Source organism: Dehalobacter sp., from assembly GCF_030063005.1.
In the GTDB taxonomy this organism is placed as follows: Bacteria; Bacillota; Desulfitobacteriia; order Desulfitobacteriales; family Syntrophobotulaceae; genus Dehalobacter; species Dehalobacter restrictus.
This window is the reverse complement of record NZ_JAPDHR010000014.1, coordinates 63,278-80,552: the sequence shown is the minus strand read 5'-3', so window position 1 is coordinate 80,552 and position 17,275 is coordinate 63,278. Positions and strand designations below refer to the sequence as shown.

Genomic DNA, 17,275 nt, shown 5'->3' with positions numbered 1-17,275 from the left:
AATTCATTTTACCTTTAAATACAAAATTAATAAAGCCTTAATCCATTTCAGAATAGAAAAAGAAGGCATCCAGCGTTAGCGTATCTGGAATACCTTCCTTCATGTACAAATGATCGATTCTAGGTTCTAAGCCATTTTTCCGCCCAGATTGAATGTCAGCACTTCAAGGTTTACAGACAAATCCACATTTCTGAGTTCTACAGTGGGAGGAACATTTAAAACGACAGGTGCAAAATTCAAAATGGCCTGGACTCCGCCTTTAACAAGTTTATCGGCAATTTCCTGGGCTGCAGATGCCGGGACAGTTATTGCCCCGATCTGGATCTGGTTTTGGGCGACGACTTCTTCCATCGTTTCAATCGGTAATACTTCGATATCGTTAATCTTCATCCCAGTTTTTTGGGGATCATTGTCAAAAATATTAATGATCGAAAATCCGCGTTCTTTAAAACCCTTATACGTACTCAGGGCGAGTCCGAGGTTGCCCAATCCTACGAGGCAAACGCTCCACTCATTGCTCAGACCCATGATCCGAAGAATATTTTTATGCAAGTCTTTAACATTGTAACCTACTCCGCGAATCCCAAACTCCCCAAAATAAGCAAGGTCTTTACGAACCTGAGCAGGACTTACGCCTACTCCTTCAGCAATATCACCTGAAGAAATCGTTATGATTCCTTTGCGGTCTATCTCTGTCAAATAACGAGAATATACGGAAAGCCGTATAATCGTTGCTTCAGGAATTTTCAAGGTTTTCAAATCCAAATCCCCCATTTCGTCTACTTCAAAGATAAGTTAATTATATCACTACCTAAAGAAAATGCAATTAAACCGAAGGAAATGCAAGATATTACTGTTTAATCGTGTTTTTTGACCCTACCCAAAATAATCAGGGATTCTGTTCAAAATACTTGTAAGTAACCCATTTATACTCAGCAAAGACTTGAAGAAGCTGCTGATTATACTTATATTGAAGATTCCCCTGACCATCCAGGGAAGCATTAAGGGCGCTCAAATTATCCTGCAAATGCCTGAAATCTTCCGGATAATCGCTGTCTTTAACATCCTGAATTTTCTCTGCGGCATCAGTTTGACCATTGTCTTGTCCAAGACCTGCACATAATGAATTCGCCAGCTCGAGGATTTCCAGAACCGTTTCCGTTTCACTGCCGCTGACCTTATAGTGCAAAGCAGGATACGTCACTTCCCTGACCCATGAATCAATACCGTTTTCCAATAAGCCCTGGTAACAAAAAAACGCCTCTTCATCGGCGCCAAAGGCACCCACCGCAACCTGATAAGGCTCCTTACTGATGATCACGGCCTGCCAACCCTTGTTATGCAAATTCTGCAGCAATGCTTCGGCATTTTCTTTATCCTTATAAACACCGATTTGACAGGTCCAAAGTTTGATTTCCGGCAAGTTGAGAATCTCACTGTTTGTTTCTGACGGGTTTTCTGAGGTAACGGCGGTCTCTGCGGAAACAAGCCCGACAAACATCTTTCCAGTATACCATACAAACCAGCCGACAGCGGATAATCCTAGTATTACCATTATGATTGAAATCAAAACACCTGATCTAAATTTTTTTCCCATCAGGCAACTCCTTCAAATCATTCTATTCCGATCATATGAAGGAGCGGCAATAATTAGTACATGGTATATGATCAGCGCTTAAATATTTTGAAAATAAAATAAATTTTAGTTCCATAATATGTTATAATATTTTCTGGAAAAATAAGTATCCCAATAAGGAAGGATATGCCGGTATGGAAGAATATTTGATTCTTGCAGTGGATGATCAGGACTTTAATCTTATTTTTCTTAAAAAAACTTTAGCCGAATATCAGTTTATCTCTGCCAGAAACGGCAGACAAGCCCTGGAATTGCTAAGAAGGTACTCTCCTGACCTGATCCTGCTGGATATCGTGATGCCGGAAATGGATGGTTATGAAGTTCTCAAACAGCTAAAATACGATGAACGGACCAGGAACATCCCCGTTATTTTCCTGACAAGCCTTGACTCCATTGAAGATGAAGAAAAAGGGCTTAATTTGGGTGCTGTAGATTATATCACCAAACCTTTTAAGCCAACAATTATTCAGGCCCGGGTCAAGAACACTTTACGGTTCATTCATCAGCAAAAACTCCTGGAGAGAATGTCTCACCTGGATGGTCTTACCGAGATCCCAAACCGGCGATTTTTTGAAGAAAAACTTACTGCCGAATTTGGCTTTGCAGCCACCAACAAGCGTCCGCTTTCGCTGATCATGATTGATGTTGATTTCTTTAAGAAATTCAACGATCAGCATGGGCACTCCAAAGGCGATGAAGCGCTTGTTAAAGTTGCCCAGATCATCCGCTCATGCTTGAATGAACCTCACGAATTTCTGGCCAGGTATGGCGGAGAGGAATTTGTCGTGATTCTTCCGGATACGGATGCGGCTGCCGGAAGTGAAATCGCCGAAAAAATACGTTACCATGTCAGTATATCCCAACTGTTCAACAATCCCGCCGGCAGCCACGCTGCTCTGACCGTCAGTGTGGGCGGATACAGTATGATACCGGCCAATTACGAATGCTGCCACAGCATATTGGAAAAAGCCGATGCCTGCTTGTACCAAGCCAAAAAACACGGCAGAAATTGCGTGGAGTGGGATTATTCCTGATGCGTATAATGATCCAGTAAAAATTTTCTTACCCCGGAGATCATGTACAAGGAGCCGGTGACACAAAGCAGATCACCCGGCTTCATTTTTTCAAGCCCTTTTCTTACTGCTCCCGCAGGATCTTCAACCGTCGATACGTTTTCCTGCACTAGATACTTCTCCGCGATTCTGGCTACATACTCCCAGTCACCAGCCCTTGGGGAATCCGGCTTGGTCACGATGATTTCATCGGCCAGCGGTGCGATAATCTCAACGGCTTTTTCTATTTCTTTGTCCCTGAGCATGCCAAGACAAAGCAACAGCCTGTTTCTTTTCAAAGGTCCGCCGGCGTACTGCTGCAGCGCCTTAGCCAGAGACATCATCCCATCGGCATTATGTGCCCCGTCCAGAAGAACTCTCGGGCTCTGCAGCAAGAGTTCCAGTCTGCCCGGCCAGCGGACTGCTTTGAGACCTTCCCTGACGGCACTTTCAGATATATTCAGGGAATACGTTCCAACCAATACTTCACAGACAGCTAGTGCAGCCGCTGCATTGGTAAACTGGTGTTCCCCAAGAAGCGCGAGCTCCAGATCCGGATAAGACCAGTACAAGCCTTCATAGCCAAAACGCTGCGAAGCATCGCCCGGGTGCCGCCAATGTACATCGCGGCCTACCTCAATCATCCTGGATCCTTTTTGGGCAGCCCGGTCCTCGATGACCTTCAGAACTTCCGGCTTGTCCGAGGAAGTGACCACTGGAACGCCATCCTTAATAATGCCGGCCTTGACCCCAGTAATTGCTTGAAGCGTATCTCCAAGATAATCCATATGATCCATGCCAATACTGGTCAGCACAGATATTAAAGGGGTAACGACGTTGGTGGAATCAATTTCACCGCCGAGACCGACCTCCAGAAGGACCAGATCGGGTTGTTTTTCAGCAAAATAACACAGGGCCAGCGCCGTACAAACTTCAAATTCGGTCGGATGTTCAATCCCGAGACGCTCCATTTCCTCCAGATGGGGTTTTAGCTTATTGATCCCTGAAACCACATCTTCCGGCGAGATCATCTCTCCGTTTATCGTGATTCTTTCCCGGAAATCATGAAGGTGGGGGGATGTAAACATTCCCGCGCGATAACCGGCCTGCGTCATAATCGACTGAAGCATTGCCGTCGTCGATCCTTTCCCGTTGGTGCCGCCGATATGAATCACTTTCAATTTCTTTTCCGGGTGATCCAGACGATCCAGCAAAGCCTTAATCCGCTCCAGTCCGAGGTTAATACCGAACTTTGTCAGATTCTTAATATATTCCAATGTCTTTTCGTATTCCGTCATTATCCTTAATCCTTTGCAGATTTATTCAAGCTCTTCGCTTAAATCGGATAATCTGAGTTTTAGAGAACGCATTCTGACCATGATATCATCCAGTTTCTCTTTTTCCTTTTGAACGACCTCTTCCGGCGCTTTCGAGGTAAACCCTGGGTTGCCGAGCTTGTCTTCCAGCCTTTTCTGTTCCTTGATCATATTTTCAATTTCCTTGCGGACCTTGGCCACTTCTTTGTCCAAATCAAGCAGCCCTTTCAGTGGTATATAAACGGTAACACCAGTAAGAACCGTACTGGCGGACTGCGGCGGCTTATTCTCCATCTGCTGTAAAATTGTGATGTTTTCCGCAACTGCAAGCTGCCGGATATCCGCAAGACCGCTTTGTAGAACCGAGAGCATATCTTTTTCGGGAGCTACGAGCAGGATATCTGCCCTGCGGCCCGGAGCGACACCCATCTCCGCCCGGATATTGCGCACTGCCCGGATAATATCCATCAGGACATTCATCTCTTTTTCAACCTGCTCGTTGCGATATCCTTCAACCTGCGGCCAGGAGCTGAGCATAATCGTCTTTCCTTTGATGGGCAGATGCTGCCAGATCTCCTCAGTTAAGAACGGCATAAACGGGTGAATCAGTCTCATTGTACCTTCCAGCACTTCAAAGAGAATGCGCTGGGCGGTCTGGCGTTCAGACTGGTTTTCTTTCATATAAAGTCGTTTTTTAGTCAGCTCGATGTACCAGTCACAATATTCATTCCAGATAAATTCATAGAGTAGTCTGCCGGCTTCCCCAAGGTCAAAGCGCTCTAAAGCAGCCGTGACATTCTGAACCGTATCTTCATAGCGTGACAGAATCCATTTGTCTGCCAGGGTAAGCTCAGCAGCGTACGGTCCGGCAGGCTGTTCCTTAGCTTCCGATTGGTAGTCCTCCAGATTCATCAGCACAAAACGGGAGGCATTCCAGATTTTGTTCAAAAAGTTTCTGGTGGACTCTAATTTTTCAAAATGGAATCTCAGATCATTACCCGGTGTGTTGCCGGTAATCAGCATAAACCTCAGGGTGTCCGCACCATATTGATTAATGACTTCGATCGGATCGACACCGTTGCCAAGTGATTTGCTCATCTTGCGCCCCTGCGGGTCAAGAATCAACCCGTGAATCATCACCTTGTGGAACGGAACATCTTCCCGGAATTCCAGTCCCATAAAAATCATCCGGGCTACCCAGAAGAAAATAATATCCCTGCCGGTAACCAGAACACTCGTCGGATAAAACTGTTTCAGTTCAGCGGTATTTTCGGGCCATCCCATGGTTGAGAATGGCCAGAGTGCGGAAGAAAACCACGTATCCAGAACATCGGGATCCTGCTGCAGGTGATGGCTTCCGCATTTCGGACATGCCGCCGGATCCTCTTTCACGCAAACTTCATCTCCACAATCCTGACAATACCAAACCGGAATACGATGACCCCACCAGAGCTGCCGCGATATACACCAATCCCGGATATTTTCCAGCCAGCCTGTATAGATCCTGGCAAAACGGTCGGGCACAAACTGCAGATCGCCATCCTGCACGACTTTGATTGCCGGTTCAGCTAATGGCTTCATTTTCACAAACCACTGCCTGCTGACTCGGGGCTCAACCACTGTGGAACAGCGGTAACACTCCCCCACTACATGGGTATGCGGTTCTATCTTAAGCAAAAGGCCAAGCTCTTCCAGATCTTTGACAATCCGGCGGCGTGCTTCGTAACGATCCAGTCCCTGGTATTTGCCGCCATTTTCGTTGATGGTGGCATCGCTGTTCATGATATTAATCTGCTCCAAATTATGGCGGAGCCCCATCTCAAAGTCATTTGGGTCATGCGCAGGCGTAATTTTGACCGCGCCGGTGCCAAATTCCTTCTCGACATATTCATCGGTAATCACCGGAATCTCTCTTTTCACTAAAGGAAGGATCACATTCTTTCCTGCAAGATGCCGGTACCGTTCATCCTCAGGGTGGACGGCAACCGCCACGTCTCCGAGCATCGTTTCCGGACGGGTCGTCGCCACAACAACGCCTTCCCCGCCATCCGCTGCCGGATAACGGATATGCCACAGGTTTCCTTCCCGTTCATTATGCTCGACTTCAATATCCGAAATAGTCGTATGGCACTTGGAGCACCAGTTAACAATATAGTTCCCTCTATAAATCAGGCCTTTGTTGTAAAGGTTGACAAAGACTTCTCTTACAGCCTTGGAACATCCTTCGTCCATGGTAAACCGTTCCCGTGACCAATCACAGGAAGCACCTAGTTTGCGCAGCTGACGGGTAATTGTACCGCCATACTGTTCCTTCCAGGCCCAGACTCTTTCTAGAAATTTTTCTCTTCCAAGTTCGTGTCTGTTCGTTCCTTCTTTGGCCAGCTGTTCCTCAACTTTGGCCTGGGTAGCAATGCCCGCGTGGTCTGTCCCGGGAAGCCATAACGTATTATATCCCTGCATTCTTTTATAACGGGCCAGAATATCCTGCAGCGTGTTATCCATCGCGTGTCCGAGATGCAAAGACCCGGTTACGTTCGGCGGCGGCATCACAATGCTGAAAGGTTTCTGCTCTGGTTCAACTTTTGGCGTAAAAAATCCGTTCTGTTCCCAATACTGATACCATTTTTCCTCTACCTGGCCAGGATCATATATTTTGGCCATCTGTTGGTCCTCACTCATAAAAAGGCTCCTTTCGAACCAAAAAAATCTTCCGGCCCAAAGGACGAAAGACTCACATAAATACTTCATACCGGAATATTATACGATTGTACAGTTCCAGCCGGCAATGAATCAGGAAATCCTTCAGCCCCTCTGCCAATTCCATTCTAAATTCTATACTGCCGCCAACAACAAAAGGTTTGGTGGCAACCAAGTTTTCTTTAGTGTAACAGAATGTATACATCCCTTCTGTTACATCTAAGTGCAGCTAATGCTGCCGACAGCCATGGATGGCTTAGTGCCGCAATGCCAAGGATGGCAAGAAGCGACCGCCAAAGACTTGGCGCCAGCGAAGTTTTCTTTATTATACTGAGGCAGTAAAAAAAAGTCAAAAGGTTTTAAGCGAAAGGATCCCATTCAAATTCGTATCAGCTGAAAGGTTTCCCAGGCAATGTTTGTTTAAAAACACAAATACGTGATATAATAATAATTAATGTGCCTCAGAACGGCTATTAAAAAATTACTGAAATATGCTTAAACACCGGGGCGTTTGGGTTTAACCGTATTTTGGCTTGTTTTCTGCTTGTTTGACACAACACAAAATATGGAGGTAAAAGTTTTTGACAAAAGAGAACAAACTGCAAATTATTCCCCTCGGCGGTCTCGGGGAAATCGGCAAGAACATGACCGTCATCCGGTATAATAATAAAATTATCCTGGTTGATGCAGGTCTGACATTTCCAAATGAAGACCTCTTAGGTATTGACATCGTGATTCCGGACTATACGTATTTGGTTGAAAACCAGGCAATGGTTGCAGGGATACTCATTACCCATGGCCATGAAGATCATATTGGGGCTCTTCCTTATCTATTGAAGGATCTTAATGTCCCTGTTTATGGGACACGCCTTACAATTGGCCTGATTCAGTCCAAGCTGAAGGAAGCAAATATTACGAAAGCGACACTCAACGTCATTCATCCGAATGACACGGTCCGGCTCGGCGCTTTCCGGGTTGAATTCATCAACATCAGCCACAGTATTCCGGGCTCTGTCGGCCTGGCAATCCATACACCGATTGGCACCATTGTCCATACCGGAGACTTTAAGCTCGACCATACGCCTGTCAGCGGCGATGTCCTGGATATACACAAATTTACCGAATTAGGGGAACACGGCGTTCTGTGCCTGATGTCCGACAGCACGAATGTTGACCGTCCCGGCTTTACCATGTCCGAGCGGTCTGTCGGCCAAAATATTGATGAAGCCTTTTTCCACGCCGAAGGACGGATTATCTTTGCTAGTTTTGCTTCAAATATCAACAGGCTGCAGCAGGCGATTTCCGCTGCCGTCAAATGCCAACGCAAAGTTGCTGCAATCGGACGAAGCATGGTCAATGTCATTAATATTGCGATGGATCTGGGTTATCTTGATATGCCGGAGGGAACCCTGATTGAGGTAGACAAGGCAATGGATTATCCTGGCAACCAGCTCTGCATCCTGACCACAGGCAGCCAGGGGGAACCGATGTCAGCCTTAAGCAGAATAGCCAGCGGCGACCACCGCCAGATCTCAATCAGTGAGAACGACACGGTCATTATTTCGGCCAGCGCGATTCCCGGTAATGAGAAAGCCATTTCCCGCAATATCGACCAACTGCTCAAACTCGGTGCGCATGTCATCTATGAGCCGATTTCAGGAATGCACGTTTCGGGGCATGCCAGCGAAGAAGAACTTAAACTAATGTTCAGCATGGTGAAACCGAAATACTTCCTTCCTGTGCATGGTGAGTACCGTATGCTTGTCAAGCACGCTGAACTCGCGCAGCAGGTCGGCATCCCTAAAGAAAATATTTTTATTGCCGAAAACGGCAGTGTTCTGGAATTTACGGACGAGGGCGCTAAAATGGCCGAAAGTATTCCGGCAGGCAGAGTTCTGATCGATGGTTTCGGGATCGGTGATGTCGGCAATATTGTACTGCGCGACCGTAAACAGTTATCGCAGGATGGGATATTGATTGCTGTTCTGACTGTCAGCCGTCCGACCGGTGCATTGGTTGCGGGCCCTGATGTCGTGACCCGCGGATTTATTTATGTGCGGGAGTCGGAAGAAATTATCAGCGAAGTCAGGTGTCTGATCCGAGTGGCTATGCAGGAATGCCAGCAAAAGGGTATCAACCAATGGGCGCCAATCAAAAACAAGGTCAAAGATATCGTCGGAAAACACCTCTATCAGAGAACCGGCAGACGTCCAATGATTCTGGTCATCATTCAGGAAGTAAACAGCGAAGTAATCAAGGACGTAAACAAGAAAGACAATGCTGCCAGAGAAGCAACCAACAAACCGCCAAACTACAAGGAAATGGCTGTAAAAGCGCGTCCGAAAAGAACAATGAAGCCTAAGATTCAAGCCCCAACATGATATTCCTTTTTAAATATTTAAAAATTTAAAAACGAATAGATTTTACACATCAGACAATAAAAAGATTACCTGAGTCCGTTCAATGGACTCAGGTAATCTTTTTATCAGAAATTCTTTAAGTAGGACATTACTTCATGTTTAGTACGATGACCCCTGCCACAATTAATAATGTCCCGCCGACCTTGGCGGCTGAAACCTGTTCCTGAAGAAATAAAAAGGAAAGCAGCATCACCAGGATATAGCCCAGACTGACCATTGGATAAGCAATACTGAGTTCCAGTTTTCTCAGGACAAATATCCACATCAGCATGCTGAAAACAAAACAGCTTACAGCAAAGACCATCTTCAGGCTGATCATCGAATAAATAAGGTTCCAGATTCCGCTGTCCAGCCGAAGTTCCCCTGCCGCCAGCTTAAGAACGAACTGCCCGGTCGATCCCAGAGCAATGGAAATCAAGGCCAGCAAATAAATCATCCGTTTATCTCACCTTAGCCAGCAGCGCAAAGTAACCTCTGACTGTCTTTGATACCTGCATTTTGCTGGCCCCTTCTTTCTGTTGATAATGAAGAATAAGCGGTACCTCCCCGGCTTTAACCCCCATCCTGCTGAATTTAGCAGCGATCTCAGCCATGCAGTCAAATCCGTTGGTCGTAATCAGCTCTTTCCAGCGTTCCTGTGCCTTTCTGATTATTCTCACCCGGTATGCCCTGTAGCCAGATGAGTAGTCATTAAGGTTTCTGATGCGGAAAAACAATTTAAAGAAACACCTGGCACCCCGGCTGAATAACTTTCGCAAGGTTTTCAGCCCAATTTCATATCCTCCCGAAGTAAATCTGGAGGCCACAACCAAGTCAAGATCCCGACTGTTCAGCGTTTCAATCATGCTCTCGATCAGCAGGGGGCTGTGGGTATTGTCGGCATCCATGGTAACCAGGACATCGTCATCCTTCAGGTTTTCCAGCGCATAACGCAAAATTGTTTTGACGGCTTCTCCGAGGCCCTTGTTTCCGTGGTGCCTGACCAGCGTTACATAACCATGATCCCGGGCGTAAGTGCTTACAATTTCTGCAGTATTGTCGATGCTGCCGTCATCCACCAGCAGGACCCGAATATTATACCGGCTGACCTCTCGGTAGGATGCAATGCTGTTGAATAAATGAATAATCCCGGCTGCTTCATTATAGGCGGGCAAGCCAATCAGGACCTTCATATCACTCGCCTCCTCCAGGCAGTATTGCCACAAAGATAAATGTAAGTTTGCGGATAAGCAGTCGCCGCTCACTTTAGTACATAAATCGGGTAACCCTGTACGACCTCGATCTTCGGATATTCTCCTTCGATATAGCTCAACAGCCTCTCATCCTGATCCCCATATATTTTCCCCTGAATTGGCACAAAATATTTGGCTCCTCTTGCAATATAATCATCCAGTTCCTGAATAGGATCTTTGGGGGTTGCAGCATACAGCCTAAGATTGTACCGCCAGCCTCTTCTGTCCGTTAAGTCCAGCAGACACGGATCCAGAGAACCGACCACAAGGAGATCGTCCTGATCCGTCAGCTGCTTTACTACATTTACTTGTTGCGCCATCACCGTGTTGATGGTGAACATCGGTTTGACCAGATCATAACTTTCCTTCATTAAGAGCAGTACCAATACCACTCCTGCAATTTTTCCCACTGGACCCGAAGCCGCCCTGGCCAAAAGATTACCGGCCAGCAAACAGCACGGCACCATCAAAAATATCAGGTAATAAAATGCCCGGATCTCGCTTACAATCAAGATTGCCTCGAAAATCATCGTGATAAACCAGACCAAAAATACTTTTTGCTTTTCCCGCAAAAAAAATATTCCTGCAAGGCAAAGAAGCAGCCCGCTCATTCCAAGGGCCCTCGGCAAATTTATCGTGAAAAAGTCAAGTGCTTCCGGACTGTAAAAGGCGGTAACCGCCTGCTTAAAAATAATATTACGGGTAATGCCCAGTGTAAATTTATACTCTGCAGCAGCAGTACTGAAATAGTAATAGCAGGCTGGAAGCGCTGCCGTAATGAAGCCGTATATCCAAAAAACACGCATTTTCAGCCATTTCCGCCCATAATACTTAAAACAGAGATACATCATGGGGATTCCAATAAAAATCACAGGCGGTTTGGTCATGATTGCCAAAGCTAAAAAAAACGAGCTCAAAATAAGCAAACCGTATTTGCTTCGCAGATCGCCATAATCGCAATCATTTACATCATCATTTCTATGATTATGATTGCCGTTATTCCCATGATTCCTGTGATTGTTTCTTTGACAATCCCCGCTATTATTTTGCTTGATAATCCATCGGTTAAAATAGTAAAATCCTCCGATCCAGAACATCAGGGCTGTTGACTCCGGCATAATCGCCCGGGAATAATACAGATTAATCGGCAGGATCCCATAAATCAGAAGACTGTAAGCTGCTCCGTTCCACCCCAGATACAGGCGTGCCAGCAGATACAGATATAGGGCTGAGATCAAAAAAAAAGCAATCGGAACAGCCCTTGCCAGAAAATAATGATAGCCGAATACTTTGTACAGGATCGCGATCAGATAAGTCGTAACTTGAATTTCCAATGCCGGAATATTTGGAAACATCCCGTCGTAGTTCAAATTGGGATGAAACGGATGAAAGTCATAACCCGCAAAATTCCTGGCGATTGATGCTGTGTCAGCCTGCCGCCAGCTCTCCTCAATTTCAACAGGACCGACATTCATATGATAGAGCCTGAGCAGAAGAATAAAAGTCAATAAGAAAAATAGGATGGCTTTTTCTCTTTTCGTCATCATCGGCACCCCTGTTTTCAGCTATCCAATTGCTTTCATTTTTTGCTCTGTCCACCGCGGCACTCATCATTCGGCTTAGCTTTTCCTGTATATGGATTACCTATACTAAAACTCTTTTCAAATGAAGAAAAAACCTCTTCCCTCTTGCTCGTTCGCCCTGAAACAATGCAAGTGGAAAAGAAGCTTAAATGAAGTCAACGCTTTTGGATTGTATAGTTACCGTCGCCGAAGCTGCCTCTTGGTTTCAACTTCCCACCAGTTGAAAGCTTCTTCTTCCTCCGTGAGTTCCGGTTTTTTGCTGCACAGTTCGTAGATCCGGGCCCTTTCCGCATCCGGGTCTTCACCGTACCAACTGGAATTGCTCCGAATCTCAGTTGTGGATTTCCGGTCTTCCTCTAACGGCCATTTCGATCGCACCAGACTGTTTGGATACGATATACTGTTTAGCCGTTCATAAGAGACACGTTCAGAGCCAAGAAAACCTGTACCGAGTACCCCTGCCAGCAATCCGAGACCTATTCCCTCGGAAATGATTTTGACGGCGCCAAGGCTTTCAATCGGAAAATAAAGAGCCAAAAGCAGTATGCCAACCACAGCATATCCCCCGGCAGCCAGTCCTGCAGGAAGTAGCCGGCCGGAATCTCTGCTGGCTCGAAAACCGGCTATCAGGCAACTCAGCAAAAGACCAAAATCCACAAGATAGGCGATTATCTTTTCATCAATTCCAGCCAGTGTTGTGACCAGTACAGCCAGGAGGGTCAGAACCGTGACGAGCAGGCCTATGGTAATGCCTTTTAGAATGCTTGTTCCCATAAAAAATCACCCGGTTTCGTATATTATCCTATTATAATATATTAAAACCGGGATAACCTTTATTCATAGTTTTGGGAACATTTGTCTATTTTTTTCTGTGATATCTTCCATTCGGGATTAAATCGCTCTTAGGGAAAGGAATAGGAAGATCGCATAGAATACCCCACCAATCATCAGGATTGCAGGATAGAGGGTTTTCGTTTTGACGATGATGAAATACTGAAGGGATGCGGAGGCTAGGGCAAGCAGCGCACTGACCAGGGCCAGCGGTTCCAGAACCCAGGAGGTCAGCGAAATGCCAATTGCCGGAATGACCGAGCTCTGGAAGACCATTGCTCCGGTGATATTTCCCATGGCCAATGTGTCTTTACCACGACGCACCCAGAGAACACTGTTGAATTTCTCCGGCAGTTCAGTTGCAATTGGCGTAATGATAATTGCCAGGATGAACACTGAGATTCCGGCAGCCGTCGATACAGCCTGAACAGAATTGATGAACAGTTCCGCACCCGCAATGATAATTGCAAGCGCAGCTATAATCTGAACGAATACGACAATCAGCTTAGGCTCCCCCCTGCGGGAAAAGTAGCACACAGGAAGTTCCTCTTCTAAATTCGCTTCACCATGGCTTGATTTGATTGTCCGGTAAACATAGGCACAATAAGCCCCCACAAGAACAATCACAATCAGCATTTTCAAAGAGTGTGTCGGTAAAAAGGAAGCAACGATTGCGAGTAAATAGACAATCAGAAAAAACTTCAGATCCCGCTCAATGACTTCCGGATGAATATACATCGGTCTGTTTGTTCTTCGGAAAATCAGCACAGCAATCCCTGTGACGAAAAAAGCAAGTGTTCCAAGCATAAACGGCGCTCCTAAAATTGCCCCTATTCCAATGTCATGCCCGCTTGCACCGCTGGAGGTTAGAATCGCGAGAATCGGAATCAATGTTTCAGGCAAAGCGGTTCCTACCGCGGCAAAGATACTGCCAACAGCCCCTTCACCCAAATTGAGTTTCCTGCCAAGCCACTCTATTCCGTTTGTAAACACTTCTGCACCAAGAAGAATAATACCCAGACTGACAACCAAAAAAATTATATCGATCATTTTTTATCTCCCGTTTAGCTCAATAAACTATTTCTCTTAAACTATTAATTCAAAGCTATTAATGTTATTATTTTCCATAAAAATCTTAATTATTCTATGTTTTATTTTGCATTACTCTTCAAAATCTATTGTTCTTCTCCATTGATTATTCTTCCGGATCACTCTCCGGGCTTGTCTTCCGCATCAGGAAAGATAATATCATCCATGGCCTGATTTAGCTCCTGAAGGCCGGTACCGTCCTCTGAAGAAAAAGGAATAATCGTCTTCCAGTCCGACATTTTGAAAGATTCCGCAATGATTTTGAGATATTTGGGTCGTTGCCCCCTCGCAATCTTATCTGCTTTTGTCGCTACCACCAGAACAGGTATGTTGTTGACCTTAAGCATTTCCAGCATCATCCTGTCTTCCTCGGTCGGCTGATGGCGAATATCAACCAGCTGAATGACGCCTTTCAAATTTTCACGCAGACGAAAGTACGTCTGCATCATCTTCCCCCACTGCATTCGGGTCTCCTGAGACACTTTTGCATAGCCATAACCCGGTAAATCAACAAGATACCATTCATCATTAATATTAAAAAAATTGATCGTCTGCGTTTTGCCGGGCGTTTTGCCAACCTTGGCCAGCCCCTTCCGATTGACAAGCTTATTGATCAAAGAAGACTTTCCTACATTGGAACGGCCTGAGACAGCCAGCTCCGGCCTTGTTCCCTCAGGATACTGCTGCGGCTTCACTGCCGAAATCATAAATTCTGCTTTACGAAAAATCACACTATCACCTCAACGGAACATCGTGAGTACAATATCCCAACTATGTTATGTCCCAACTATGTCCTTAAACATCAACAGCTAATATTGTACTCCAAAATCGGGATTAATCCAAGGGAGACAAATACATCGGGAGACCGACTAAGGAGTTAGAAAACAAAGGAAAACACAGAGGGACGTTTTCTTTGTTTCCTCTGAAACAAGATACTAAAACGCCCCTCTGTCTCCCGTCTGCCAGTATATAAGACTGAAACCTGTTTAGCAGCAGATTATTTAAGCTGCTTACAGCGGCCTGCTTTCAGGCTGCGTAAAATCCGTGTTGTAGACCGGCAGCTGCGGCAGGAATTCTTGTGATTTAGAAACCGGAAGAAGGGCTATATCCAGAACTTCCTCCATTCGTTTGACAAAACGGAATTCCAGTTCTTTCCTGATTTCTTCCGGAATTTCTTCCAGGTCCTTCAGGTTTTTTTCGGGAAGAATAATCGTTTTGATCCCCGCCCTATGTGCGGCCAGCACCTTTTCCTTCAGCCCGCCAATCGGCAGCACATTGCCGCGTAGCGTGATCTCTCCGGTCATCGCGACATCCTGCCGGACAGCTCTGGAAGAAAGCGCCGAAGCCATTGCCGTCGCCATCGTGATGCCGGCGGACGGTCCGTCCTTCGGTACAGCTCCCTCCGGCACATGAATGTGCAAATCAAGCTGATCGTAAAAATCCTTGCTAATCCCCAAGCTTTCAGCCTGGGAACGGACAAATGTCAATCCTGCCTGCGCCGATTCTTTCATCACATCGCCGAGTTTTCCCGTCAGCGTCAGTCTTCCTTTGCCTGCCAGAGGCGTAGCTTCAATGGTCAGTACATCTCCTCCGACTTCAGTATAAGCCAGGCCGACGGCAGCGCCGATCTCCGGTTCGAAGCCCACTGTTCGGTAAAAATAGCGGGGGGCTCCGAGCAGGGTTTCAATATCTTCCGGTGTCAGTGTCCTCGGCTTCCATTCCTTTTTCACAACACGGACCGCTACTTTACGCAACACATTAGCAATTTCGCGTTCCAAATTCCTGACTCCGGATTCCCTGGTATAACCCCGGACAATCTTCAGGACGCAGGCGCTATCCAGCCGGACAACAATCTCTTTCAACCCGTGCACTTTCATCTGTTTCGGTACGAGGTGCCGAACCGCAATATTGACTTTTTCATCTTCGGTATAGCCGCTTAAATGAATGACTTCCATCCTGTCCAGAAGCGGACGCGGAATATTTTCGATATAGTTGGCTGTCATGATAAACAGCACTTTGGAAAGATCAAATGGAACCTCCAGATAGTGATCCGCATAGGAATGGTTCTGCTCCGGATCAAGCACTTCAAGCATGGCAGAAGCAGGATCCCCGCGAAAGTCTGAAGACATTTTATCAATTTCATCAAATAGGAAGACCGGATTTTTCGTTTCCACCTTGCGTATCCCCTGAATCACCCTGCCGGGTAATGCGCCGATATACGTCCGGCGGTGACCCCTGATCTCCGCCTCATCGCGAACGCCGCCCAGGGACATTCTGACGAACTTGCGGTCCAGAGACCTCGCAATGGATTTCGCGAGTGAGGTTTTACCTACTCCGGGCGGTCCGATAAAGCAAAGTATCGGGCTGCGCATATTTGGCGTGAGTTTACGGATAGAAAGATACTCCAGGATCCGCTCCTTGACTTTCTCCAGACCATAGTGGTCTTCTTCCAATATTTTTTCAGCCTTATGCATATCCCCTTTGTCCCTGCTCGCCTTATTCCAGGGAAGCGCGATGATCCAGTCAATATACGTCCGGACAACGGTTCCTTCAGCGGAAGATGCAGCCATTTTTTCGAGGCGGTCCAGTTCTTTCAAGGCCTTTTCCCTGGCCTCATCCGTCAGATTCGCCTTTTCGATCTTCTCTTTATATTCTTCAATTTCAGCCTGTTTTTCATCCTTGTCGCCCAGTTCTTTCTGGATCGCTTTAATCTGCTCCCGCAGGTAATATTCTTTCTGGGCCTTTTCCATCTGTTTTCGTACCCTGAGCCCAATGCGTCTTTCCAGCTCAAGAATCTCGATTTCACGCATGATCAGTTCGGTGAGCTTTTCCAGGCGTTCGCTTACATCAATCGCGCCAAGAACCGCCTGTTTATCTTCTATCTTTAAATTCAGGTGGGAAGCCACCAAATCAGCCATCCGACCAGGCTCTTTTACAGCAAGCACCGATCCAATCGCTTCAGGGGATACTTTTTTACTGAGACGCGCATATTCTTCAAACTGGTGGGTCAGACTTCTGGTCATATTCTCCAGTTCTGGGGTCATACGCTCATTACCGGGGAATCTTTCTACCTGCGCTTTAAAGAAAGGATCTTCCGCCAAAAATTCCTTGATCTCGGCACGGCAGATCCCCTCGACGAGAACGCGCATTGTCCCGCCGGGAAGTCTCAAAAGCTGTTTAATATCGACAATTGTGCCTACTGTATACAGATCATCAATCGTCGGGCTGTCTATTTCCATTTCCTTTTGCGATAGTAGAAGAATCTGGCGATCCAAGAGCATTGCTTCCTCAATGGCTGCCATGGATCTTTCCCTGCCAACATCAAGATGAATCACCATATAGGGAAAGACAAGGATTCCTCTAAGCGGAAGGATCGGTATCTCTCTTTCTTGCATAATTTATCTCCCCTCAAAAGACTT

The 17,275-nt window shown here is 46.3% G+C and carries 13 protein-coding genes; 2 read left to right on the top strand and 11 right to left on the bottom strand.

Features of this window, described 5'->3' with window-relative positions; genetic code table 11:
- Positions 1 to 126: 126 nt before the first annotated feature.
- Together OKX56_RS04400 and OKX56_RS04395 are read right to left on the bottom strand one after the other, a co-directional pair.
- The gene (locus OKX56_RS04400; RefSeq protein WP_287895742.1) at positions 127 to 759 is read right to left on the bottom strand and encodes a redox-sensing transcriptional repressor Rex; all 633 of its coding nucleotides are present in this window, start codon (positions 757 to 759) and stop codon (positions 127 to 129) included.
- 130 nt (positions 760 to 889) lie between these two features.
- Positions 890 to 1,597: an SPOR domain-containing protein gene (locus tag OKX56_RS04395; protein ID WP_287895740.1), complete on the bottom strand. Its 708-nt coding sequence runs from the start codon at positions 1,595 to 1,597 to the stop codon at positions 890 to 892.
- 173 nt (positions 1,598 to 1,770) lie between these two features.
- Between OKX56_RS04395 and OKX56_RS04390 the strand changes: the two genes are divergently transcribed.
- Positions 1,771 to 2,670 carry a diguanylate cyclase gene (locus OKX56_RS04390; RefSeq protein ID WP_287895738.1) on the top strand — a complete coding sequence of 300 codons (900 nt, stop codon included), beginning with the start codon at positions 1,771 to 1,773 and terminating at the stop codon, positions 2,668 to 2,670.
- On the opposite strand, the gene OKX56_RS04385 is transcribed toward OKX56_RS04390, so the two are convergent.
- Both OKX56_RS04385 and OKX56_RS04380 read right to left on the bottom strand, forming a co-directional pair.
- Positions 2,661 to 3,986, bottom strand: coding sequence for a bifunctional folylpolyglutamate synthase/dihydrofolate synthase (locus OKX56_RS04385; protein ID WP_287895737.1), 1,326 nt, complete (start codon positions 3,984 to 3,986; stop codon positions 2,661 to 2,663). The genes OKX56_RS04390 and OKX56_RS04385 overlap by 10 nt on opposite strands.
- A 21-nt stretch (positions 3,987 to 4,007) precedes the next feature.
- Positions 4,008 to 6,683, bottom strand: a complete 2,676-nt coding sequence (locus tag OKX56_RS04380) for a valine--tRNA ligase (protein ID WP_015044654.1) — start codon at positions 6,681 to 6,683, stop codon at positions 4,008 to 4,010.
- A 599-nt stretch (positions 6,684 to 7,282) separates the two neighbouring features.
- On the opposite strand from OKX56_RS04380, the gene OKX56_RS04375 reads away from it, so the two are divergent.
- Positions 7,283 to 9,082: a ribonuclease J gene (locus OKX56_RS04375; protein ID WP_015044656.1), complete on the top strand. Its 1,800-nt coding sequence runs from the start codon at positions 7,283 to 7,285 to the stop codon at positions 9,080 to 9,082.
- 127 nt (positions 9,083 to 9,209) lie between these two features.
- Here the strand turns inward: OKX56_RS04375 and OKX56_RS04370 are convergent, their stop codons facing one another.
- The 7 genes from OKX56_RS04370 to lon all read right to left on the bottom strand — a co-directional run bounded on the left by OKX56_RS04370 (position 9,210) and on the right by lon (position 17,251).
- Positions 9,210 to 9,557, bottom strand: coding sequence for an EamA family transporter (locus OKX56_RS04370; protein WP_015044657.1), 348 nt, complete (start codon positions 9,555 to 9,557; stop codon positions 9,210 to 9,212).
- Between the two features lie 4 nt (positions 9,558 to 9,561).
- The gene (locus tag OKX56_RS04365; protein ID WP_015044658.1) at positions 9,562 to 10,293 is read right to left on the bottom strand and encodes a glycosyltransferase; all 732 of its coding nucleotides are present in this window, start codon (positions 10,291 to 10,293) and stop codon (positions 9,562 to 9,564) included.
- A gap of 68 nt (positions 10,294 to 10,361) precedes the next feature.
- Positions 10,362 to 11,900: an ArnT family glycosyltransferase gene (locus OKX56_RS04360; RefSeq protein WP_015044659.1), complete on the bottom strand. Its 1,539-nt coding sequence runs from the start codon at positions 11,898 to 11,900 to the stop codon at positions 10,362 to 10,364.
- Between the two features lie 213 nt (positions 11,901 to 12,113).
- Positions 12,114 to 12,710, bottom strand: a complete 597-nt coding sequence (locus OKX56_RS04355; protein WP_015044660.1) for a hypothetical protein — start codon at positions 12,708 to 12,710, stop codon at positions 12,114 to 12,116.
- A 117-nt stretch (positions 12,711 to 12,827) separates the two neighbouring features.
- Positions 12,828 to 13,817, bottom strand: coding sequence for a sodium:calcium antiporter (locus OKX56_RS04350; RefSeq protein WP_015044661.1), 990 nt, complete (start codon positions 13,815 to 13,817; stop codon positions 12,828 to 12,830).
- 158 nt (positions 13,818 to 13,975) lie between these two features.
- Complete coding sequence (gene yihA, locus OKX56_RS04345; protein WP_015044662.1) at positions 13,976 to 14,587, bottom strand: ribosome biogenesis GTP-binding protein YihA/YsxC; 612 nt, start codon at positions 14,585 to 14,587, stop codon at positions 13,976 to 13,978.
- A 279-nt stretch (positions 14,588 to 14,866) separates the two neighbouring features.
- Positions 14,867 to 17,251: an endopeptidase La gene (gene lon / locus OKX56_RS04340; RefSeq protein WP_015044663.1), complete on the bottom strand. Its 2,385-nt coding sequence runs from the start codon at positions 17,249 to 17,251 to the stop codon at positions 14,867 to 14,869.
- Positions 17,252 to 17,275: the final 24 nt, after the last annotated feature.

Excerpts from the sequence above, each read along its gene's own strand:
- OKX56_RS04355 (WP_015044660.1), bottom strand. The coding sequence starts at position 12,710 with ATGGGAACAAGCATTCTAAAAGGCATTACCATAGGCCTGCTCGTCACG.
- OKX56_RS04390 (WP_287895738.1), top strand. The coding sequence starts at position 1,771 with ATGGAAGAATATTTGATTCTTGCAGTGGATGATCAGGACTTTAATCTT.
- OKX56_RS04380 (WP_015044654.1), bottom strand. The coding sequence starts at position 6,683 with ATGAGTGAGGACCAACAGATGGCCAAAATATATGATCCTGGCCAGGTA.
- OKX56_RS04365 (WP_015044658.1), bottom strand. The coding sequence starts at position 10,293 with ATGAAGGTCCTGATTGGCTTGCCCGCCTATAATGAAGCAGCCGGGATT.
- OKX56_RS04370 (WP_015044657.1), bottom strand. The coding sequence starts at position 9,557 with ATGATTTATTTGCTGGCCTTGATTTCCATTGCTCTGGGATCGACCGGG.
- lon (WP_015044663.1), bottom strand. The coding sequence starts at position 17,251 with ATGCAAGAAAGAGAGATACCGATCCTTCCGCTTAGAGGAATCCTTGTC.
- OKX56_RS04395 (WP_287895740.1), bottom strand. The coding sequence starts at position 1,597 with ATGGGAAAAAAATTTAGATCAGGTGTTTTGATTTCAATCATAATGGTA.
- OKX56_RS04350 (WP_015044661.1), bottom strand. The coding sequence starts at position 13,817 with ATGATCGATATAATTTTTTTGGTTGTCAGTCTGGGTATTATTCTTCTT.
- OKX56_RS04360 (WP_015044659.1), bottom strand. The coding sequence starts at position 11,900 with ATGATGACGAAAAGAGAAAAAGCCATCCTATTTTTCTTATTGACTTTT.
- OKX56_RS04385 (WP_287895737.1), bottom strand. The coding sequence starts at position 3,986 with ATGACGGAATACGAAAAGACATTGGAATATATTAAGAATCTGACAAAG.